We start from the raw sequence: 21,392 nt of genomic DNA, 5'->3' as shown, positions 1-21,392 counted from the left end.
CTGTCCGAGGCGAACGGCACCTTCGCCTCGTCTGGTGAGGCGAGAGTGCCGTTCGCACCACGCTGACAGTGGTCAGCGGCGCCACCAGAAGGCCTTGGCGGTGGCGAGAACTTCGCGGCGGCTGCCGCGAGCGGTCGCTCGTGGCAGCCCGGCCGCTCGCGAGTCGTGGCCCACGCCGTAGGCGTCCAGGCCGGCTCGCAGGCACAGCAGCACGGCGCGCGGAAGGTGGAAATCGCTGGTGACGACGGTGACTTCCCTGAGCCCCATGTCCACGGCCGCCCGGCAGGACAGCCACGTGTCCCGGCCCGTTTCGTCCACAATGATGCATTCGTCCGGTACCGCGTGGGAGAGCAGATAGTTCCTCATCGAGACCGGCTCGCTGTGCCCGCGTGATTCCGGGCTGCCGCTGACGAGAATGCGCTGCACCTTGCCCGCCGAGTACAACCGGCGTGCGACATCCAGGCGACCCTGCAGGATCGGAGTCGGGAAGCCGTTGAACCGCACTCCGGCACCGAGGACCAGCGCGACGTCCGCCGCGGGCACGTCGCCGACGGTCCGGAGCCGCGACGCCTCGGCTCGGCGGACCCACAGTGCGGGGAGCCCGAGAGCGACGGTGCCGATGGCGAGCACGACGGCGAGTGCGAGGACGATCACGGGCGCCAGTGTGCCTGGTGCGGCCGAGGAGGACGCACCAGGCACACCGGAGTCACGCCTCGTTCAGCCGGGGCGTGCCGTCCTCGACGACGAACGACGCCGCCGTCGACGCCTTCGCGTCCTTCTTCGTCACCGAGGGCAGCACCCGGTAGTCGGCGCGCAGTTCCGACGCGGTGAACTTCGTCCGGATGTAGCCGCGACGGTTGCGGTGGAACTTGACGTGCGGGTTCTCCTTGAGCACGTCTTCCTTGCCGTCGTCGTCCCCGTCGCCGCCGCTGCTGACGGAGGTCGAGACGAACTCGACACCGGCCGGAGTGGACTCGGCGTCGTCGTGGGTGCGCAGGATCTCCGCCGCCCAGTGCCGGTGCACGTCACCGGTGAGAACCACGCCGTTCTGCACGTTGCTGTCGGCCATCGCCGAGGCGATCCGGTCGCGGTTGGCGACATAGCCGTCCCAGGCGTCCATGTTGTAGCCCTCCTCCTTGCCGGGAGTGAGGTCGATCTTCGAGAAGATCACCTGCTGGCCGAGGACGTCCCACTTGGCCTCCGACGAGCCGAACCCGTCGGTGATCCACTTCTCCTGCTCGGGCCCGGTGATCGACCGGCCCTCGTCGAGACGCGCGTCGCAGCCGTCCTGCACGCCGTCACCGCAGGCCTGATCGTCGCGGTACTGGCGGGTATCGAGCATGTGGAAGTTCGCCAGCGCGCCCCACCGGATGCGGCGGTAGAGCTGCAGGTCGATCCCAGCGGGCTTCGAGCCGACCCGCAGCGGCATGTTCTCGTAGTAGGCCTGGAACGCGGCTTCGCGGCGCTTGCGGAATCCTTCGTCCGGGTCTTCCGGAGTCTCGTCCGCCCAATTGTTCTCGAGTTCGTGGTCGTCCCAGACCACGAGCCAGGGCGCGGTCGCGTGCGCGAGCTGGAGATCCTCGTCCGTCTTGTACTGCGCGTGGCGTTGCCGGTAGTTGGCCAGCGTCCTCGTTTCCGGGCCGAGGACCTTGCGGACGTCGTCGTCCTGCGCGGCGTACTCGTACTGGTAATCGCCGAGGTGCAGGATCAGCCCCGGCTGGTCCTCGGCCATCCGCCGGTAGGCGGTGAAGTAGCCCTGGCCGAAGTGCGAGCACGAGGTGAAGCACATCGTCAGCTCGTCCATCGCGTCCGGCGCGGGTGCGGTCCGGGTGCGGCCGACGGGGGAGACGGCATTCCCGGCCTTGAAGCGGTAGAAGTACTCCGCCCCGGCCCGGAGCCCTTCCGGTTCGACGTGCACGCTGTGGCCCATCTCGGGTGCGGCGTCGGCGGTGCCCTTCTGGACGATCTTGCTGAACCGCTCGTCCTCGGCGATCTCCCACTGCACCGGTACGACCTTGTCCGGCATACCGCCCTTGCCGTCGTCGGCGGTCGGCGTCGGCGCGAGCCGGGTCCAGAGCACGACGCCGTCCGGCAGCGGATCGCCGGAGGCGACGCCGAGGGTGAACGGCTCGGCGAGCCGACCGGCACCCGCTCCGGGGAGGGCGTGCGCGAGTGTCGAGCCGCCGAGCGCGGTGGCGCCCAGCGCTGCGGCTCCGCCGAGCAGGACGGAGCGGCGGGACACCGGGGACGCGGGACGGGACGGTGTGGACTCGGACATGGTGGGTGTCCTCCAGACATCGATCGCGGCTCGGGAACGTCGTCCGCCGATACCTTCACCCGTAAGAGTGTTGATCAGTACCGATGTGCGGTTGGCATCGAGTGAATTCTCGGCTAACCGCCACCCCGCCCACGCACGCGTGAGCCTTTTTGGTTGCTATAGCCACCAAAAAGGCTCACGCGCTCTTTTCCCACCCGGGGATGCCGTCGGCGAGGTGGAGTGAGGTCTTCGTGCCTGCGGGTGCGCCGGGTTGCCGCACGTACGGCAGCACCCGGAAGTCGGCGGTGAGCTGCGATTCCGTCACCCGCGCCCGTACGTAGCCGCGCATGTCGTCGTGGAAGCGGATGTGTGGGTTCTCCGGATCCCCGGTGAACTCCCCGCCCTCGGCGTCGCCGCCGGAGGTCACCGAGCTCGTGACCAGCTCCGAGCCGATCACCGGCGAGTCCGGGTCGTCGTAGTTCAGTGAGAGGTCGTTGGCGTAGTGCTCGTGGATGTCGCCGGTGAGCACCACGGGGTTGCGCACTCCGGCGTCCAGCCAGCCGCGTGCCACGCGGTCCCGGGAGGCGGTGTAGCCGTCCCAGGTGTCCATACTCGTGACCTTCAGCGGCCCCTTCGCACTGTCCAGCTGGGCCATCATCACCTGCTGGCCGAGGAAGTCCCAGCGCGCGCGGGACTGGCGGAAGCCGTCGAGCAGCCAGGCTTCCTGTTCGTCGCCGGTGATCGTCCGTTCCGGCCGGGACTCCTGCCCGCACGGCCCGATGAGCCCGCCGCACGCTTGGTCGTCGCGGTACTGGCGGGTGTCGAGAAGATGGAAGTTCGCGAGCCCGCCCCACTCGACCCTGCGGTGCAACCGCAGGTCGTCGCCGCGCGGCAACGAGGTCCTGCGCAGCGGCATGTTCTCGTAGTAGGCGCGGAACGCGGCGCGGCGGCGTTCACGGAACTTCGGTGTGTCGCCGAAGACCTCGTGGTGATAGCCCGCCCAGTTGTTGTCGACCTCGTGGTCGTCCCACACGATCAGCCAGGGCGCGGCGGCGTGCGCGAACTGAAGGTCCGGGTCGCTCTTGTAGAGGGCGTGCCGGACGCGGTAGTCGGCGAGGTCGCGTGTCTCGCCGCCGTGCATGGGTCGCGCGATGCCGGACTCGACCGGGTAGCCGCCGGGACCGTGCTCGTAGATGTAGTCGCCGAGGTGCAGCACGAGGTCCGGGTCGTCCTCGGCGAGGCGGCGGTAGGTAGTGAAGTGCCCGTGTTCCCACTGTGCGCAGGAGCTCATGCAGAACGTGAGTGCCGAGGTGACCGTGCCGGGGGCGGGCGCGGTCCTGGTCCGTCCGGCGACGCTGATGTGCCGGCCGGTGCGGAACCGGTAGAAGTACTCGCGGCCGGGCTCCAGGCCGTGGACCTCGGCGTGGACGGAGTGTCCGAGCTCGCCGACCGCGGTGCCGAGGCCGCGCTGCACCACGCGGGCGAACCGTTCGTCGTCGGCGACCTCCCACTCGACGTCGATCGCGCGGTTCGGCATCCCGCCGTGGCCGTCGTCGGCGAGCGGGTCCACGGCGAGGCGGGTCCAGAGAACGACGCCGTCGGCCGTCGGGTCCCCGGAGGCCACGCCGAGCGTGAACGGGTCGGGTCCGCCGGAGGCGCGAGCCGGTGCGTGGAGTCCGAACCCGAGCGCGGCGCCGAATCCTGCCGCCAGCACGGTGCGTCGCCCGGTGATGTGTCGAGTGAGGCCTTCGGGCACGGTGCGCTCCTTCGTTCACGGTGGCGCCGGTCGCCTGCGTTCCGGCACACGGTGGCCGAATAATGTGAAACGCACTCGCGTGCCTGGTGATCGTCCAGTGAACACCACATGGCCGTCCTGAACAGCAGACATTCGGGTGACGCGCCGATGGGTGGGGCCCGGTTGAGCGTTGGCACTCGCCTCGGTAGAGTGCCAAACGAACGGCCCCGCAGCCGCCCGGCACCCGCGACGACGGGAGGCACCCACGCGGAGTCTTCATCAACCAGCCAACGCTTCGAAGGCCCCAGAAGGTGGAGGTCAGACCGTGGCGAGCATCAAGCCGCTTGAGGACAAGATCGTCGTCCAGGCGAGCGAGGCCGAGACGACGACTGCGTCGGGCATCGTGATCCCGGACACCGCCAAGGAAAAGCCCCAGGAGGGCAAGGTCCTGGCGGTCGGCCCCGGCCGTGTCGACGAGAAGGGCAACCGCATCCCGGTGGATGTCAAGGAGGGTGACGTGGTCATCTACTCCAAGTACGGCGGCACCGAGGTCAAGTACAACGGCGAGGAGTACCTGATCCTCTCCGCCCGCGACGTGCTCGCCGTCGTCAACTGAGGACGAGCACCCGCTTCACCGGCCCGTCGGGGACGGGCTCGTGTGTGACCGGCCCGTTTTCCGGCGGGCCGTGAGCTCAACCGCCCCGGCGGTCCCACACCGGGACCCCGGGGCGTTTCGCTGTGGAACCGGTGAGCACACCCGGTTCCTCGCATCCATGCTGAAGGGCTGTTGAAACATGGCTAAGCAGATCACTTTCGACGAGGAGGCTCGTCGCGCACTCGAGCGCGGCGTCAACCAACTCGCCGACGCGGTGAAGGTCACCCTCGGGCCGCGGGGGCGGCACGTCGTACTGGACAAGCAGTTCGGCGGCCCGAACATCACCAACGACGGTGTGACCATCGCGCGCGACATCGAGCTGGACGACCCGTACGAGAACCTGGGCGCCCAGCTCGCGAAGAACGTCGCGACCAAGACCAACGACGTCGCGGGCGACGGCACCACCACGGCCACCGTGCTCGCGCAATCCTTGGTCAAGGAGGGCTTGCGCAACCTCGCCGCCGGTGCGAACCCGGCTTCGCTGGGCGCGGGCATCCAGAAGGCCACCGACGCGGTCGTCGAGGAGCTGAAGTCGAAGTCCACCCCGGTCAAGGGCAAGGACGGCATCGCGCAGATCGCGACCGTCTCCTCCCGGGACGACTCGATCGGCGCCCTCGTCGGTGAGGCGATGGAGCGGGTTGGCGACGACGGCGTCGTCTCCATCGAGGAGTCCTCGACGCTGGCTACCGAACTCGAGGTCACCGAGGGTGTCCAGTTCGACAAGGGCTTCGTCTCGCCGTACTTCGTCACCGACGCCGAGCGCCAGGAAGCCGTCCTGGAGGACGCGCAGGTCCTGCTGCACCGCGAGAAGATCTCCGCTGTGCAGGAACTGCTGCCGCTGTTGGAGAAGATCGCCAACAACGGCAAGCCGCTGCTGATCGTCGCCGAGGACGTCGAAGGGGAGGCGCTGTCGACGCTGGTCGTCAACGCCATCCGCAAGACGCTGCGGGTCGTCGTCGTCAAGGCGCCGTTCTTCGGCGACCGCCGCAAGGCCTTCATGGACGACCTCGCGGTCGTCACCGGCGGTCAGGTCATCGCCGAGGAGGTCGGCCTCAAGCTCTCCGAGGTCGGGCCCGAGGTGCTCGGCGGCGTCCGCCGCGTCACGGTCACCAAGGACGACACCACCCTCGTGGACGGTAAGGGTGACCAGTCCGAGGTGCGCGCCCGTGCGGAGCAGATCCGCAAGGAGGCCGAGGCCAGCGACTCCGACTGGGACCGCGAGAAGCTCAACGAGCGGCTCGCCAAGCTCGCCGGCGGCGTTGCGGTGATCAAGGTCGGTGCCGCCACCGAGACCGAGCTCAAGGAGCGCAAGTCCCGGATCGAGGACGCGGTCGCCGCGTCGAAGGCCGCGGCCGAGGAGGGCAGTGTGCCCGGCGGTGGCTCGAGCTTGATCCACGCGGCGAAGGTGCTCGACGGCGACCTCGGCAGCACCGGCGACGAGGCGACCGGCGTGCGGCTGGTCCGCAAGGCACTGGAGGCTCCGCTGTTCTGGATCGCGTCCAACGCGGGCCAGGAAGGTGCGGTCGTGGTCTCGAAGGTTCGTGACCTTGAGTGGGGGTCGGGCTTCAACGCCTCGACTCTCGAGTTCGGCGACTTGCAGCGGCCCGGTGTGGTCGACCCGCTGAAGGTGACCCGGTCCGCGGTCGCCAACGCGGCCTCGATCGCGCGCATGGTGCTCACCACCGAGAGCGCCGTGGTCGAGAAGCCGGAGGAAGAGGACGACGAGTCCGGGCAAGGCCACGGCCACGGGCACTGACCTTCGGCCCGAAGCAGGGCGCGTGGACTGCAGCCCGTCGGCACGCCGTGCCCGACCAGACCCTCATCCGCGCGGTCAGTGAGCAGGACACGAATTCGGGGCGGCACCGTCGACGGTGCCGCCCCGAATTCTTCTCTCCGCCGGTGATCCGTGCCGGTCGAATGACGCCCCTCGTAGTCATTCCACCCGCTCGCCGGACCGGCGGCGCCTGTTGCTCGTGATCCCTGCGAGAGCCGGTGGCTCCTCAGACAGCGACCGTCGCCACCCTGCGCTTACGAGACTTGATCAGCATTTCCCGTTCGGACTCGGAGAGTCCGCCCCAAATTCCGTACGGCTCCTGAACAGCCAGGGCGTGCCGTCGGCATTGGTCGAGCACCGGGCAGCGCTGACACACCTCTTTCGCCTTCATCTCCCGCCGGGCGCGGGCAGGTCCCCGTTCGCCGTCCGGATGGAAGAAGTAGGTGCTGTCCATTCCCCGACAGGAGCCCCGTATCTGCCAATCCCAGATATCGGCGTTCGGTCCCGGTAGACGTCGAGTGTCAGCCATTGCGACAACCACCTCCCACGCGGTGGATCCCCTCCTGCCACGACGATCGTCGTGGCCTCGCATGATCCACGGTAGAACCGAGTCAGACCTTGTTCAACCCCTTTCGCGTCACTCGTTGTCCACCATGGGGTGATCCGTGTCGTCACTCGCCGATCGGGTTGCCGGTTCACGATCAGAGCCGGAACATGGTTGCGTGACGACACGGCCGGAACCTGTGCAGAGCCAGGACGACTCCGCAGCCACCGGCGCACCACTGGGGAAGGCCGACGAGCAGGGTTCCGAGGCGGTCGACTACCCCCAGGCGGATGAGCCGAAACTCACCGTGGCTGCGGTCGCTCGCCGCCTCGGCGTCGCCCCGGCGACGCTGCGCACCTGGGACCGCCGCTACGGCCTCGGGCCCAGCGACCACACCACGGGGCGTCACCGCCGGTACGGGTCCGAGGACATCGCGAGGCTGGAACACATGCAGCGGGCGCTGTTGCGCGGTGCCTCGCCTGCCGAAGCGGCTCGCTACGCGCGGAGTACGACTGCTCCGCCCGCGTCGAGCGCGCCGGAACCCGCCGTCCCGGCAGGCGGGGATGCCGAACCGGTGCTGCAGTCCGGTGTGCTGTCGGGCTCCGACCGGCCGATCGAGGTCGCCGGGTCCCGCGGCGGTCGCGGTCTCCGCCTCGCAGGCGCCGGTCCCCGTGCGCGAGGACTCGGCAGTGCGGTGCTCGGGCTGGATTCGTGGTCGGCGCAGCACCTCATGATCGAGTCGATCGAGGCGGAGGGAGTCGCGACCACGTGGCTCGAGGTGGTGCAGCCGGTGCTGCGGGCCGTCGTCGAGCGCCGGCAGCGCACGGGTTCCGGGGCCGAAGTGGTCCAGCTACTCGTGGACAGCGTCTCGACGGCGTTGCGCGCGGTGCTCGCGTCGGCGCCCGCGCCGAGCAACTCACGTCCGGTGCTGCTCGCCTCCGTTCCCGGTGAAGTGCAGGAGCTCGAGTTGATCGCACTCGCGGCGGCGTTGGCGACGCAGGGGGTCGGGCACCGACTGTTCGGGCCGGCGCTGCAGCCCGAAGGTCTGGACGCGGCTGTCCGCCGCTGCGTGCCGGTCGCCGTGGTGGTGTGGTCGGAGCAGGCCAGCTACGCCTCGCCGCAGTTGGTCGCCGGCGTACACAGCACGCGTCGCCGGGTCCGGGCGTTCGCCGCGGGCGGCGGCTGGGCTGCCGAGTCGTTGCCCGCTCAGGTGGAGCTGCTCGGCCCACTCGATCGTGCGGTGGAACGCCTCTCGACGGTCGCGCTCGGGGAGCAACGGCCCAGCTGATGTGACCGACATCACACTACGGGTTTTCTCGATCACTTCGGCTCCTCGTTCCGTCCCACGGTTCGTTGTTGAAACTGGCGCGAACGGGTGAAGTTCGCTGGTAACAGCTTCAACGGAGAGCTACCACCCAGTAGGTGACATCGGATTCGGCAGCTTGCTCCGTTCCGGTGAATCTGGAACTACTCGGGCGAGTCGAGTGTTCAGCAGGGATTTGCCACCGGATCGTGTCAAGGTTCTGCGCGCGGCGTCCGATAGGGGAAGTGGAACGTCACTCACCTGTAGGAAAGGAGTTCCCGTGACGACGGTCTTGATCTGCGACGACCGACGCAGCGTCCGGGAAGGTCTCACCCGTGTGATGTCAGCGGTCCCCGGAGTGAGCCGGATCGACTGTGTCGCCCACGGTGATGAGTTGCTCGCCCGTTACTCACGGCAGGCGGTCGATGTCGTGCTGGTCGGCACCCAGCGAGCGGTGCCCAACGGTGTCGAGGCGACGCGGCGTCTCGTCTCGGCGCATCCCCAGGCGAACGTGATCGTCTTCGGCGCGCCCGACGACGCGGGCAGTATCGCGGCTGCCATCGCGGGCGGCGCTCGCGGCTACTTGCGGTGGGACGCCTCGCGGCCGGAACTGGTCGCCGCACTGGCACACACGCTGGCGAGCACCTCGGTCCCTGCCCCGCGGCAACCGTCCGACCCGGGTGTCCAGCTCACCGAGCGCGAGCTGCAGGTGCTGCGCGGCATGGCCCAGGGCAAGAGCAACGGTCAGATCGGCCGCGAGCTCTATCTCCCCGAGGACACCGTGAAGACCCACGCGCGGCGGCTGTTCCGCAAGCTCGGCGTCCGGGACCGGGCGCAGGCGGTGGCGCACGGGTTCCGGCGCGGCCTGGTCGCCTGAGGGCGCACGATGAACCTTCCGGTGCGGTGACGATCGAGCCCCCGGCGTGGGGGCTCTGTCTCGCGTTGCCCGGTCCCATGCGGATGCGGTCAACGCGAGCCCGGTCACTTCCACCGTGGGTGCGCGTCGGCTGTTCGTGGATGCGGCCGGTGCGAGGAACTCGTCGAGCGCCGCACGAGTGGCGTTTCCCGCGCGAGCGTCCGACGCGCACCGTGACAGAGCGTTTCGGAACTGTCATGTGTGCCCGTAGGGCGCGCCTCTCCCGTGCTCAGCGTGCGCAGGGTGAGGGGCTCCGGCGTTCGGAGCTCGTACCTCGCAAGGCAGGGGTTCTCGCCGCGTACTCCTGGCACTCAAGAGGGGTCCAACGCAGCGAGACGCGAACGGGGACGCCGGTCATGGACCACTTACCCAAGTTCCACCATCCGCGCTGAGGTGATTTCCGCGACGGTCGCGTCCGCGATCAAGGGGCGTGACGAGCGACACGTCACCCAGTTTTCGTCCGGTTCCTCCGCTCTCGCGACCACGTTTCCGGCTCCGGCCGACGAGCATCCGCGGCCTTCGTCCTGGTCTCGCACGCACCCGCGCATGATCGTCTTCGTGTCAGGAGTCGCGCTCGTTTTCGTGCCCTGGCCTCGAAAAAGGGAGCCGCGGCCGGTGTCTGGTAAGTGTGGATGGGTGAGGATCCCCGGCCACCGACTCCAGTCCCCGTTCGATGACCCGTCTCGCCCCGGTACTGTGGGCGCGGTCCGGCGTGCGGTCATGCACGCGGCGCGTGCCGGGCTTGTCCGAGTCGCGTGAACGCGTAACACCAGGGCTGTTGTCTGCGATGACCGATGCGGGGGACGGGCTGGACGCTTTAGTGAGCGCCGCCGTCGACGGCGACCGCCAGTCGATCGAGCGCTTGCTGGCGGAAATCCGTCCTTTGGTGGTGCGGTACTGCCGCGCCAGGGTGGGACGACACGAGCGTTCGTTCGCTTCGGCGGACGACGTGGCCCAGGAAGTGTGCCTCGCTGTACTCACGGCGTTGCCCAACTACCGGGATCAGGGTCGCCCCTTCTTGGCGTTCGTGTACGGCATCGCGGCACACAAGGTGGCTGATGCGCATCGTGCATCCGCCCGTAACCGCTCCGAGCCGACGGCGGACCTTCCGGACACTCCGGAATCCGACGCCGGTCCTGAGCAGCGGGCGTTGCAGGGTGAGCTATCGGGCAGGATGGCGCAGCTGTTGCGCGTTCTCCCGGCCAAGCAGCGGGAAATCCTGCTGCTCCGGGTGGTCGTCGGGCTGTCCGCGGAAGAAACGGCCGAAGCGGTCGGGTCGACCCCGGGGGCGGTGCGCGTGGCACAACACCGCGCGCTTGCCCGGCTGCGCAAGACGCTGTCCGCGGAGGAGGTGGTCTGAATGGTCGAGCAACGCGGCCCCGGCGAGGGGTCCGAACGCGACCCCGTCGGGTCCGACCGTGCGGGCGACCCTTCGCGCGGTGACGGAGAGCGGGTCGACCCCGCCACGGCAGGCGAGGGATCCGAGCTGAGCGACAACGACCGGGCTGACAACGATCACGCCGGAACGGGTGCCGACGAGGGACCCGCCGACGTGGAAACCGAACCGGGTTCCGATTCTGCCGGAACCGACGCCGCACAGCACGGTGAAACGGCGGACGCGGCCGACGCGACGCACGCCGACGTCGTCCCGTTTCCGGATCGGGCTGCGCGGAACACCGACGTCGACGACGACTCCGACCTCGACGACTTGGACCTCGACGACTCCGACGAGGACGCCGAGCACGTGGACCTCGCCGCGTTGCAGTCCGATGACGCGTTGCTCACCGCACTCGGTGGCACCGACCCGGATGTCGACGCCTCCGAGTCGGCGCAACGGTCGGGTCCGACCCTGGAAGCGTTGCTGGTGTCCTGGCGGCGCGATGTCGATGCCACGCCGATCGGCGAACTCGTGGACGTCGACACCGCGGCCTCGACCATCGAGCAGGCCAAGCGCCCGGCCCGGCGTCGCCGCAGGCACTGGCACCTCGTGCCGGTCGCCAGTGCCGCCGCCGTGCTCATGATCGCCTTCACCGGCGTCGGCCTGGCCGCCAAGGACGCACTGCCCGGCGACATGCTGTGGGGGGTGGCGAAGGTCCTCTACACCGATCACGCCCGCGCCGCGCAGGCCGCGAACCTGGCCCAGATGCAGCTGGACGAGGCGAGCGCGGCCTGGGACAACGGCCAGCGGCAGGAAGCCGCGGCCGCGCTCAGCCGCGCCAACGACCGGATCCAGAACGTCGACCCCGACCACGGATTCTCGGATCTGCGGGCCGCGCACGAGTCGCTGTCCGCGAAGTTCGACCGGCACCCCGGAAGCGGTGTCGACAGCTCCACGACCTCGTCGACGACCGAGCAGGAGCGGCCGAATCTGCCGCCGAGCTCGCAACCGTCGCCGTCGATGCCGCCGGAGCCGCCGTCGGACGCGCCGACGACCTCGCCCGGTACGACGAACCCGCCGACGGAGACGACGACGTCGCCGAGCGACGAGCCCTCGCCGAGTCCGGACGAGTCGACCGAGGAAGGCACGACCTGGAGTGATCCGGGATCGGGTCTGTTCCCGCAGAACGAGACGTCGTCCCGCTGACATCAGAGGGCATTGGGGAACTGTTCTTGGTGCCCATAGGGCACGCCTCATACGTGCCCAGCCGCAGAAAAGTGAGGGGCTCCGTCGTTCGGAGTTCGTGCCTCGCAAGGCAGGGGTTCTCGCCGCGTACGGCCTGGTACTCACGAGGACCCCAACGCCGCGAGGCGGGAACTGGGGCGCCGGTACCGGACCACCGACCTCAGTTCCACAATGCCCTCGCAGAGGGCGCGCGCGGAACCTCATCCGGCGGCCGGCTGCGGGATCGTCGACGTCATGGAGCCACCTCCACCACGTCGACGCTGTCCTCGCCGGTCGCAGGGTGAGAACCCGCCCGTGGGGCTGGTCTGCGGAGGCGCTGAGAAACCGCTCGGCGCATCCTCCGTGTGAACAGCGAAGCACGCACGCTGACAGCACCGGTGACCGTGACAGAGAAAGTTCGCCCCGGCCGTCAGCGGCCGGGGCGAACTCTTGTCCGAGGTGATGCGCCGATCGGAGCAGACTGCGCCGCGGGCGTTTAGCGGCTGCTGTGGTTTTCGAACTCGGTGACGGCGTCCGCGAACCCGCGGCAGTACTCCCACGTGACGTAGTCGCCGGGTTCCGGGGCGAACGCGGGTTCGTGCGGTCGCATGCTGCCGTTCTGGAGCAGCTGTTCCAGGCTGGACCGCAACAGCTCCCAGTCGTGGTAGTGCGGTTCCTGGCAGTCGCCGCAGTCGACGACGATGCCGCGCACCCCACGCGGTTCCAGCAACGCCTGGTAGACGGCCAGATCAGTGAGGTCCGCGAGCAGTTCGGCGCGTTCGTCGTCGCCGAGCGGAGCGTCGTGCTCGGGCTCGGTGTCGCCGAGCGCCATGCTCGGGTCGTCCGGGTCGCCCGCGAACGGGTCCGGGGGCAGTCGATCGTGCGGCACGCCAGCACGGTACCGGTGTGACGTGGCGCAGTCATGGTGCGGGGCGTCTCGGTGTGTCCGAACCGACTTGGTGGGTACGCGGGTTGGTCTGCGTGGGTGGTTGCGTGGCGGAACCTCAGCTCGCGGCTGAGAACCCGCTGTCGGCCGGTCTACGTACGCGACGGAAAACGATCGACTCCCGCAGCGAGGAGGGCGTGAGAACCCGCGGGTGGTCGAGCTGCGTACGTGGGGAGAAGAACGTCGGTGCATTCTGGCTGGCCACCGCCTCAATCCGCACTCTCTGACGCATCAGGCCGGTGTGTTGTTCCGCTACCGGGCTACCCACGCAGTTCAACCCGCGCAGACCCGTTGTTCAGGGAGCCGGAGGGGGCGGCCGTCGAGCCCGTATCATGTGGGCAACCCCCACCCCAGCGGTCGCGCCCGGACGTGGAGTGCCTCGTCGACGGCCGGTCCGGCCGATTCCGCCCTTCGGTTCCCGAAGCGTGAAGGAAAGGCACTTTCGCTCCTCATGACCAGCGAACTCACCGCACCCAACCTCCCAGCCAAGTTCGCGACCCTCGGACTCACCTTCGACGACGTCCTGCTGCTGCCGGACGCCTCCGACGTCATTCCCAGTGGCGTCGACACGTCCACGATGCTCTCGCGGAATGTCCGAGTCGGTTCGCCCTTGCTCTCGGCGGCCATGGACACCGTCACCGAGGCGCGCATGGCCATCGCCATGGCCCGCATGGGTGGGGTCGGGATCCTGCAACGCAACCTCCCGGTGGAGGAACAGGCCTCGCAGGTCGAGGTCGTCAAACGGTCCGAGGCGGGCATGGTCACCGATCCGGTGACGTGTGCGCCGGAGGACACTCTCGCCGAAGCCGACGCCTTGTGTGCCCGGTTCCGGATCTCCGGTGTCCCGGTGACCGCTCCGGACGGCAGCTTGGCCGGCATCATCACCAACCGCGACATGCGGTTCGAGGTCGACCACACCAAGCGGGTGCGGGAGGTCATGACGCCCACTCCGTTGGTGACGGCCCAGGTCGGAGTGACCGCCGACGCGGCGCTGGGGCTGCTGCGCAGGCACAAGATCGAGAAGCTGCCGATCGTGGACGGCGCGGGCAAACTGCGCGGGCTCATCACGGTCAAGGACTTCGTCAAGACCGAGCAGTACCCCAACGCCAGCAAGGACCCCGACGGCAGGCTGCTCTGCGGCGCCGCGGTCGGTGTCGGAGCCGACTCGCACGAGCGAGCCATGGCGCTCGTCGACGCCGGGGTGGACGTGCTCGTCGTCGACACCGCGCACGGACACTCGCAGGGCGTCGCCGACACGGTCGCCACCCTGAAGAAGGAACTCGGCCACTCGGTCGACGTGGTCGGAGGCAACGTCGCCACCAATGCGGGCGCGCAGGCTCTCGTCGACGCGGGCGCCGACGCGGTGAAGGTCGGAGTCGGTCCCGGTTCCATCTGCACCACTCGTGTCGTCGCGGGCGTCGGTGTGCCGCAGATCAGCGCGATCTACGAGGCGGATCAGGCCTGCAGGCCCGCCGGGGTGCCGATCATCGGTGACGGCGGCATCCAGTACTCCGGCGACATCGGCAAGGCCATCGCCGCGGGCGCCAGCACCGTGATGCTCGGCAGCCTGCTCGCGGGTACCGCCGAGTCCCCCGGAGACCTCGTCTTCGTCAACGGCAAGCAGTTCAAGGTCTACCGCGGAATGGGTTCCCTCGGCGCGATGCAGACGCGCGGCCAGGGGCATTCGTACTCCAAGGACCGCTACTTCCAGGACGACGTCCTCTCCGAGGACAAGCTGGTTCCCGAGGGCATCGAGGGACGGGTCCCGTATCGAGGGCCGCTGTCACAGGTCGTCGATCAGCTCGTCGGCGGGCTGCGCTCCGGCATGGGCTACACCGGCTCGCGCACCATCGCCGAACTGCAGAACGCGCACCTGGTGCGGGTCACGGCGGCGGGCCTCAAGGAGTCGCACCCGCACGACATCACGATGACCGTCGAGGCCCCGAACTACACGTCCCGGTGACACCGCCCCACGACGAATGAGGCGAACGGCACTCTCGCCTCACGAGACGAGGTGAACGTGCCGCTCGCCTCGTCGACCCCGAGTGTCCGCGGGCGAGCGAGGGTGGCGACAATGTCGTGTCGGGCGACCGCGGTGCGGCCGACCGAGCTGTGAACGGTGCGAGAGAGGACTGCGGACGTGCGCGACCTGGTGGAGATCGGCATGGGTCGGACCGCGATGCGGGGCTACGACCTGGACGACGTCGAGATCGTGCCGTCCCGGCGCACCCGGTCGTCGCAGGACGTGTCGTTGTCGTGGCAGATCGACGCCTACCGCTTCGACATTCCGCTCGTGACGCACCCGACCGACGCCGTGGTCTCGCCGAGTACGGCGGTGCGGGTCGGCCAGCTCGGGGGTCTGGGCGTGCTCAACGCCGAGGGGCTGTGGGCCCGCCACGAGAACGTCGAGGAGCAGCTGCTGCGCGTCGTGCGCACCGCCGAGGACGAGCCCGACGGCGAGGCAGCGCTGAAACTGCTGCAGGAGCTGCACGCGGCTCCGCTGCGCAAGGACCTGATGGCGAAAGCCGTCGGGCAGATCAAGGATTCCGGAGTCACGGTCGCCGCACGGGTCAGCCCGCAGCACGCCGAGGAGCTCACCCCGGACCTACTGGCCGCGGGCGTCGAGGTTCTCGTCGTGCAGGGCACCATCATCTCCGCCGAGCACGTGGCGCGCGACGGTGAGCCGCTGAACCTGAAGAACTTCATCAACGAGCTCGACACGCCCGTCATCGCGGGCGGTGTCGGGGACTACCGCACCGCGATGCACCTCATGCGCACCGGCGCGGCCGGGGTGATCGTCGGGTTCGGCCAGTCCCGCTCCGCGACGACGACGCAGGTCCTCGGCATCGGCGTGCCGATGGCGACCGCGATCGCCGACGCCGCTGCCGCGCGCCGCGACTACCTCGACGAGACCGGCGGCCGGTACGTGCACGTCCTCGCCGACGGTGGCCTGTCGTACTCGGGTGACATCGCGAAGGCGATCGCCTGTGGGGCGGACGCGGTGATGCTCGGCGAGGCTTTGACGGAAACCTCGGAAGCGCCGGCGCAGGGTTACTACTGGACTTCCGCGGCGGCGCACCCGAACCTCCCGCGCAGCGAGATCGTCGGCTTCGCGAGTTCCGGTGCGGACCTGCGGCAGTTGCTGTTCGGGCCGTCCAGCGACCCGTACGGCACGTTGAACCTGTTCGGCGCGCTGCGCCGGGCGATGGCGAAGACCGGGTATTCGGAGCTCAAGGAGTTCCAGAAGGTCGGTCTCATGCTCCGCAGCTGACCCGTGGATAGGAGGGTGTGCGGGGTGCTTTGCGTGGGTGGTCGGGTGACGGAACCTCAGCGCCCTCCTCGCTGCGGGATCGATTTCTTGAGTAGCGACCTACGCGGCGAACTCGCTGTCCTCGCGAGGAGGGCGCTGAGAACCCGCGGGTGGTCAGGCTGCGTACGTGGCGGCGACAAGTGTCGGCTCCGTGTTCCCGACCACAGCCCTCGCCGCCCGAGAATGAACGCGTGCCGCGCGGAGGCAGGATCGCTCGGATACAGGGACTAGCTACTGGCGAGTAGTTGCGGCTACCGTGGCGCGCATGGCGCTTGGGCAGGGCAAGGTCGCGGACTACGACGTCGTGGTGATCGGATCCGGTTTCGGAGGCAGCGTCGCCGCGCTCCGGCTCACGGAGAAGGGGTACCGCGTGGCCGTGCTCGAAGCGGGCAGGCGGTTCGAGGACGACGAGTTCGCGAAGACCTCGTGGGATCTGCGCCGGTTCCTGTGGGCACCGCACGCCGGTTGCTACGGGATCCAGCGGATCCACCTGCTCCGCGACTGCCTGATCCTGGCCGGGTCGGGTGTCGGCGGCGGGTCGCTGGTGTACGCGAACACGCTGTACCGGCCGCTCAAGCCGTTCTACACCGATCGGCAGTGGGCGCACATCACCGACTGGGAGGACGAACTCGGTCCGCACTACGACCAGGCGAGCCGGATGCTCGGGGTGGTGACGAACCCGCTGGTCACCCCCTCCGACGTCGCGATGAAGAGCGTCGCCGAGGACATGGGTGTCGGCGAGAGCTACCACCCGACGCCGGTCGGGGTGTACTTCGGCAAGCCGGGTGAGGACGTCGCAGACCCGTACTTCGGTGGTGCCGGGCCGTCGCGTACCGGCTGCACCGAGTGCGGCGCGTGCATGACGGGCTGCCGGGTCGGCGCGAAGAACACGCTGGTCAAGAACTATTTGTATCTCGCCGAGCAGCAGGGCGCGGAAGTCTTTCCGATGACGACGGTGACCGGCATGTCCGAGGACTCCGGCGCGCGTTGGCGGGTGCGCACGAAGCGCACCGGGGCGAAGTTCCGGAAGGGCGCGCGCACGTTCACCGCCGACCACGTGGTCGTCGCGGCGGGTACGTGGGGAACGCAGAACCTGCTGCACCGTGCCCGGGACAACGGTGACCTGCCGCGGTTGTCGCCGAAACTCGGTCAGCTGACGCGCACGAACTCCGAGGCGATCATCGGCGCGCAGGCCATGAAGGTCGACCCGGACCGCAACTTCAGCGAGGGTGTCGCGATCACGTCCTCGTTCCACCCGGACGAGGACACCCACATCGAACCGGTCCGCTACGGCAGGGGCTCGAACGCGATGGGGCTGTTGCAGACCTTGCAGACGCAGGGCGGAACGGACACGCCGCGCTGGAAACAGCTGCTCACGCTGTTCCGGCAGCAGCCGGTGACGTTCCTGAAGATGCTCTCGGTGCGGAAGTGGAGCGAGCGCACCGTGATCCTGCTGGTGATGCAGAGCCTCGACAACTCCCTGAACACGAAGCTGCGCAAGGGTCCGTTCGGCAAGCGCCTGACCTCCGAGCAGGGCCACGGGTCGCCGAACCCGACGTGGATCCCGCCGGGGGAGGAAGCCGCTCGCCGGGTCGCGGACAAGATCGACGGTACCGCGGGCGGGAGCTGGAGCGAACTGTTCGACATGCCGATGACGGCCCATTTCATCGGCGGCTGTCCCATCAGCAGCACCTCGGATGCCGGAGTCATCGACCCGTACCACCGGGCGTGGGGGCACCCGAATCTGTCCATTGTGGATGGTTCGGCGATCACGGCGAACCTCGGCGTGAACCCGTCGCTGACGATCACCGCGCAGGCGGAACGCGCCTTCGCGCTGTGGCCGAACAAGGGCGAGCCGGACCCGCGCGCCGCGCAATCGCAGGACTACCGGCGCGTCGAACCGGTCCGCCCGAGCGCCCCCGCGGTTCCGTCCGACGCGCCGGCCGCATTGGGCTGACGACGCCCGCGCCGAGGGGTAGCGCCGGTGTGGGCTCGGTTACCTGGGACAATGCGGTGACCGTTCGAGCCTGGAGGTTTCGTCACCGTGTCCGGTACCGCTGACCGCACGACCCGGCCCGGCCAGGGGCCCGTCCTGGTGCTCGACTACGGCGCCCAGTACGCGCAGCTCATCGCCCGCCGGGTGCGGGAGACGCAGGTGTACTCCGAGGTGGTGCCGCACGACACGCCGGTCGAGCAGCTGCTGGAGCGGGATCCGGCGGCGCTGATCCTCTCCGGCGGCCCGTCGAGCGTGTACGCCGACGGTGCGCCGCAGACGGACCCGGCGCTGTTCGAGACGGGCGTGCCGACGTTCGGCATCTGCTACGGCTTCCAGGCGATGGTGCGCTCGCTCGGTGGCACGGTCGAGAACACCGGCACCCGCGAGTACGGGCGCACCGAACTCGGGATCGCCGGTGACGGCGGGGTGCTGCACGAGGACATGCCCGGCCACCACCCGGTGTGGATGAGCCACGGAGACTCGGTCAGCAAGGCTCCCGAGGGTTTCGCCGTGACGGCGGGCAGCACGGACACTCCGGTCGCGGCGATCGAGGACGTCGACCGCAGGCTCGCAGGGGTGCAGTACCACCCCGAGGTGGCGCACTCCCCGCACGGCCAAGAGGTGCTGCGGCGGTTCCTGCACGACATCGCCGGTATCCGTCCGCAGTGGACCACCGCGTCGATCGTGGACGACACCGTCGCGGCGCTGCGCGAGCAGATCGGTTCGGGCCGAGCGATCTGCGGTCTGTCCGGAGGGGTCGACTCGGCGGTCGCGGCGGCACTGGTGAACAAGGCCGTCGGTACGCAGCTCACCTGCGTGTTCGTCGATCACGGCCTGCTGCGTGCGGGCGAACGCGCCCAGGTCGAGCGTGATTTCGTCGCCGCCACCGGGGTCCGGCTGGTGACGGTGGACGCCGTCGACCGGTTCGTCGACGCGCTCAGCGGGGTCACCGACCCCGAGGAGAAGCGCAAAATCATCGGACGCGAGTTCATCCGCGTGTTCGAGCAGGCCGCGCGCGACCTCCAGGAGGAGGCGGGCGCCGCCGGCGAACACATCGACTTCCTGGTGCAGGGCACGCTGTATCCCGACGTCGTGGAGTCCGGCGGCGGCACCGGGACGGCGAACATCAAGAGCCACCACAACGTCGGCGGCTTGCCGGAAGACCTGCAGTTCCAGCTGGTCGAACCGCTCCGCGCACTGTTCAAGGACGAGGTGCGCCGGGTCGGGCTGGAACTCGGGCTGCCGGAGACGATCGTGCACCGCCAGCCGTTCCCCGGCCCCGGTCTCGGCATCCGCGTCATCGGCGAGGTCACCCAGCAGCGGCTGGACACCCTGCGCGCGGCCGACGCCATCGCGCGGGAGGAGCTCACCGCCGCCGGCCTCGATCGCGACATCTGGCAGTGCCCCGTGGTGCTGCTCGCCGACGTCCGTTCGGTGGGGGTGCAGGGTGACGGGCGTACCTACGGCCACCCGGTGGTGCTGCGGCCGGTGTCGAGCGAGGACGCGATGACCGCCGACTGGACCCGGTTGCCCTACGACGTGCTGGAGCGCATCTCCACCCGCATCACCAACGAGGTCTCGGAGATCAACCGGGTCACGCTCGACGTGACGTCGAAGCCGCCGGGCACCATCGAGTGGGAGTGAGGCGGTCGGAACGCATGGTGGAACTGGGGTAGGTCGTCCAGTACCGCCGCCCCGGTTCTCGAATGCCCTCTTACCGGCGGGGCCGTAGCGACGCGACGAGCATGCCGACGCCGAGCACGACCGCTGCCAGCGCCAGCAACCACTGCACGTCCCAGCTGCCGTCGACGAAGACGTAGGCCGAGACCGTCAGCGTGCACAGCCCGGCCACCAGCAGCGGTATGTCGGTCCTGCGTTTCGGGGCCGACCGGCTCGTCCTCGCCCCGTCGGACACGGTGGTCTCGTCAGACACGATGCACCTCCACGTTGCCGGTGCCGACTTCCAGCTCGAGGTTCATGCGCCCGCCACCCGGGCCGTCCGCGCCGAGGTCCTCGGCGGACTCCCGGAGGTCCCGGCCGCCGCGTTCGCTGCCGAGGCAGTCCACGTGGCCACGGTCGGCGGAGCAGGTGACCTGCAAGTCGACGTTCTCGGGCACGTAGACGCTGATGTTGCCCAGGCCCACGTTCGCGCTCGTGCGCAATGGGGCCCCGTCCGGCGAGAGTGGCAGTCCGTCGAGGTGCAGCTCGATGTTGCCGACGGAGGCCTCGTAGCTCGGCCGCACCTCCTGCACGGTCGTCGGTTCCACCACGGTGTCGCTGACGCCGCGCCACGGGCCGGTCGGCAGCAGGCTGAACGCCACGGCCAGTACGGCGACCGGAACCGCGAATCCGATGAGCCCGCGTCCTCCGCGCAGGAACGCCCCGGCGACCATGCCGAGCCCCAGGACGCCGAGCGCGGTGGCGAGTGCGGCGGCGGGCGCCATGCCGACGGCGAAACCCACGCCGCCTGCGAGCATCGCGAGACCGACCGTCACCAGCGTCACCGAACGCCGTACCGGCGGCTCGGGTTCGGGCTCCGGTTCCGGTGCGCCGGGTTCCGGCAGGTCCCAGGCGAACGGTGCGGCACCGAGCGGGTCCCACGCCGGCGGATCACGGCGCTCGAACTGTTCCTCCGGCTCCGGTTCCGCCGTCCGGGTTCCCGGATAGACCCAGGTGTGTCCGGTGGGGGCGTCGGTCGTCGTCGCCTGTGGGCTCGACGTGTCGACCGCCGCCTGCTTCTCGCTCCGGTGCCGGTGCAGCAGGTAGAGGCCCGTGACGCCGGCGAGCAGGCCGAGAAGGCCCGCGAAGTCCCACACGATGAACGACAGCGGAAGCAGCATGCACAGGATGAACACCACGACCGGCGTGGACGTCGGGCGGTGCGCCCTGCCGTCGGACGCCTCGGCCTCCTTCGGCAGCACCAGCCATCCCAGCAGGTACAGCAGCAGACCCGCGCCGCCATAGAATGCGCCGACGGCGAACGCGACCCGCAACAGGACCGGGTCCACGCCGTACCGGCGCCCGAGGGCGACACAGACGCCACCGATCTTGCCGCCCTCGCGGGGCCGGACCGGGCGCGTCGCCCAGAAGTCTCGTGCCGTGTCCTCGATGCCGCCCAGGGCGGAGGACTTGGAGCTCTCGTTCATGACTCCTACTATCCGAGTGCGCGGCAGCCGGAACATCAGGGTCGTCCCTGAGTCCGCCCGGAAACGCCGGGGTCGGTCCCCGATGTCGTGATCCGTGGCAGAGTGTGAGTATCGATGCTGTGAGTGCACGGGTGAAACGCGAGAGCAGGCGCACGTCGCCTCGGTCGGCACCTGCTTCCGCGGCTCCGCCACGGCCGTCGCACCCCGC

The 21,392-nt window shown here is 69.4% G+C and carries 17 protein-coding genes; 10 read left to right on the top strand and 7 right to left on the bottom strand.

All coding sequences use genetic code 11. The annotated features are described in order from the left end of the window. Positions 1-72 precede the first annotated feature (72 nt). From GIY23_RS19885 to GIY23_RS19875, 3 genes are all read right to left on the bottom strand, one after another. The gene (locus tag GIY23_RS19885) at positions 73-654 is read right to left on the bottom strand and encodes a SanA/YdcF family protein (protein WP_228717410.1); all 582 of its coding nucleotides are present in this window, start codon (positions 652-654) and stop codon (positions 73-75) included. Between the two features lie 52 nt (positions 655-706). Next, the gene (locus tag GIY23_RS19880) at positions 707-2,278 is read right to left on the bottom strand and encodes an alkaline phosphatase D family protein (protein WP_154078044.1); all 1,572 of its coding nucleotides are present in this window, start codon (positions 2,276-2,278) and stop codon (positions 707-709) included. A gap of 175 nt (positions 2,279-2,453) precedes the next feature. Continuing rightward, positions 2,454-4,013 (bottom strand): alkaline phosphatase D family protein, encoded by a 1,560-nt coding sequence (locus tag GIY23_RS19875; RefSeq protein ID WP_154078043.1) that lies wholly within the window; start codon positions 4,011-4,013, stop codon positions 2,454-2,456. A gap of 304 nt (positions 4,014-4,317) precedes the next feature. On the opposite strand from GIY23_RS19875, the gene groES reads away from it, so the two are divergent. Next, complete coding sequence (groES, locus tag GIY23_RS19870; RefSeq protein ID WP_125092980.1) at positions 4,318-4,608, top strand: co-chaperone GroES; 291 nt, start codon at positions 4,318-4,320, stop codon at positions 4,606-4,608. Between the two features lie 178 nt (positions 4,609-4,786). Continuing rightward, positions 4,787-6,403, top strand: a complete 1,617-nt coding sequence (gene groL, locus GIY23_RS19865) for a chaperonin GroEL (protein ID WP_154078042.1) — start codon at positions 4,787-4,789, stop codon at positions 6,401-6,403. 244 nt (positions 6,404-6,647) lie between these two features. On the opposite strand, the gene GIY23_RS19860 is transcribed toward groL, so the two are convergent. Then, complete coding sequence (locus tag GIY23_RS19860) at positions 6,648-6,950, bottom strand: WhiB family transcriptional regulator (RefSeq protein WP_154078041.1); 303 nt, start codon at positions 6,948-6,950, stop codon at positions 6,648-6,650. Between the two features lie 322 nt (positions 6,951-7,272). On the opposite strand from GIY23_RS19860, the gene GIY23_RS19855 reads away from it, so the two are divergent. The 4 genes from GIY23_RS19855 to GIY23_RS19840 all read left to right on the top strand — a co-directional run bounded on the left by GIY23_RS19855 (position 7,273) and on the right by GIY23_RS19840 (position 11,768). Continuing rightward, entirely contained in the window at positions 7,273-8,253 is a 981-nt protein-coding gene (locus tag GIY23_RS19855; RefSeq protein ID WP_407646880.1) for a MerR family transcriptional regulator, read from the top strand. Between the two features lie 295 nt (positions 8,254-8,548). Then, on the top strand, positions 8,549-9,145 hold the full coding sequence (locus tag GIY23_RS19850; protein WP_154078040.1) for a response regulator transcription factor: 597 nt from the start codon (positions 8,549-8,551) through the stop codon (positions 9,143-9,145). Between the two features lie 826 nt (positions 9,146-9,971). Beyond that, positions 9,972-10,544: a sigma-70 family RNA polymerase sigma factor gene (locus tag GIY23_RS19845; protein WP_154078039.1), complete on the top strand. Its 573-nt coding sequence runs from the start codon at positions 9,972-9,974 to the stop codon at positions 10,542-10,544. Further along, on the top strand, positions 10,545-11,768 hold the full coding sequence (locus tag GIY23_RS19840) for an anti-sigma-D factor RsdA (protein ID WP_154078038.1): 1,224 nt from the start codon (positions 10,545-10,547) through the stop codon (positions 11,766-11,768). 514 nt (positions 11,769-12,282) lie between these two features. Here the strand turns inward: GIY23_RS19840 and GIY23_RS19835 are convergent. Next, entirely contained in the window at positions 12,283-12,675 is a 393-nt protein-coding gene (locus GIY23_RS19835) for a DUF5319 domain-containing protein (protein WP_154078037.1), read from the bottom strand. 508 nt (positions 12,676-13,183) lie between these two features. On the opposite strand from GIY23_RS19835, the gene guaB reads away from it, so the two are divergent. The 4 genes from guaB (at position 13,184) to guaA (ending at position 19,682) form a co-directional block, all read left to right on the top strand. Continuing rightward, positions 13,184-14,695 (top strand): IMP dehydrogenase, encoded by a 1,512-nt coding sequence (gene guaB / locus GIY23_RS19830; protein ID WP_154078036.1) that lies wholly within the window; start codon positions 13,184-13,186, stop codon positions 14,693-14,695. 177 nt (positions 14,696-14,872) lie between these two features. Then, a complete protein-coding gene (locus GIY23_RS19825; RefSeq protein WP_154078035.1) occupies positions 14,873-16,003 on the top strand; it encodes a GuaB3 family IMP dehydrogenase-related protein in 1,131 nt (376 codons plus the stop codon). Between the two features lie 304 nt (positions 16,004-16,307). Further along, complete coding sequence (locus GIY23_RS19820) at positions 16,308-17,999, top strand: FAD-dependent oxidoreductase (protein WP_154078034.1); 1,692 nt, start codon at positions 16,308-16,310, stop codon at positions 17,997-17,999. Positions 18,000-18,086: 87 nt separating this feature from the next. Continuing rightward, positions 18,087-19,682, top strand: coding sequence for a glutamine-hydrolyzing GMP synthase (gene guaA / locus GIY23_RS19815; protein WP_154078033.1), 1,596 nt, complete (start codon positions 18,087-18,089; stop codon positions 19,680-19,682). A gap of 70 nt (positions 19,683-19,752) precedes the next feature. Here the strand turns inward: guaA and GIY23_RS19810 are convergent, their stop codons facing one another. Both GIY23_RS19810 and GIY23_RS19805 read right to left on the bottom strand, forming a co-directional pair. Then, positions 19,753-19,971: a hypothetical protein gene (locus tag GIY23_RS19810; RefSeq protein WP_228717408.1), complete on the bottom strand. Its 219-nt coding sequence runs from the start codon at positions 19,969-19,971 to the stop codon at positions 19,753-19,755. After that, entirely contained in the window at positions 19,964-21,184 is a 1,221-nt protein-coding gene (locus GIY23_RS19805; protein WP_154078032.1) for a PspC domain-containing protein, read from the bottom strand. Before GIY23_RS19805 ends, GIY23_RS19810 begins: the two co-directional genes overlap by 8 nt. Positions 21,185-21,392 lie beyond the last annotated feature (208 nt).

The sequence above is a fragment of the Allosaccharopolyspora coralli genome, assembly GCF_009664835.1.
GTDB classification, from domain to species: Bacteria; Actinomycetota; Actinomycetes; order Mycobacteriales; family Pseudonocardiaceae; genus Allosaccharopolyspora; species Allosaccharopolyspora coralli.
The sequence above is the reverse complement of the archived record's forward strand: the minus strand, read 5'-3'. Positions and strand labels throughout refer to the sequence as shown.

Excerpts from the sequence above, each read along its gene's own strand:
- GIY23_RS19880 (WP_154078044.1), bottom strand. The coding sequence starts at position 2,278 with ATGTCCGAGTCCACACCGTCCCGTCCCGCGTCCCCGGTGTCCCGCCGC.
- groL (WP_154078042.1), top strand. The coding sequence starts at position 4,787 with ATGGCTAAGCAGATCACTTTCGACGAGGAGGCTCGTCGCGCACTCGAG.
- GIY23_RS19860 (WP_154078041.1), bottom strand. The coding sequence starts at position 6,950 with ATGGCTGACACTCGACGTCTACCGGGACCGAACGCCGATATCTGGGAT.
- GIY23_RS19845 (WP_154078039.1), top strand. The coding sequence starts at position 9,972 with ATGACCGATGCGGGGGACGGGCTGGACGCTTTAGTGAGCGCCGCCGTC.
- GIY23_RS19840 (WP_154078038.1), top strand. The coding sequence starts at position 10,545 with ATGGTCGAGCAACGCGGCCCCGGCGAGGGGTCCGAACGCGACCCCGTC.
- guaB (WP_154078036.1), top strand. The coding sequence starts at position 13,184 with ATGACCAGCGAACTCACCGCACCCAACCTCCCAGCCAAGTTCGCGACC.
- GIY23_RS19820 (WP_154078034.1), top strand. The coding sequence starts at position 16,308 with ATGGCGCTTGGGCAGGGCAAGGTCGCGGACTACGACGTCGTGGTGATC.
- GIY23_RS19805 (WP_154078032.1), bottom strand. The coding sequence starts at position 21,184 with ATGAACGAGAGCTCCAAGTCCTCCGCCCTGGGCGGCATCGAGGACACG.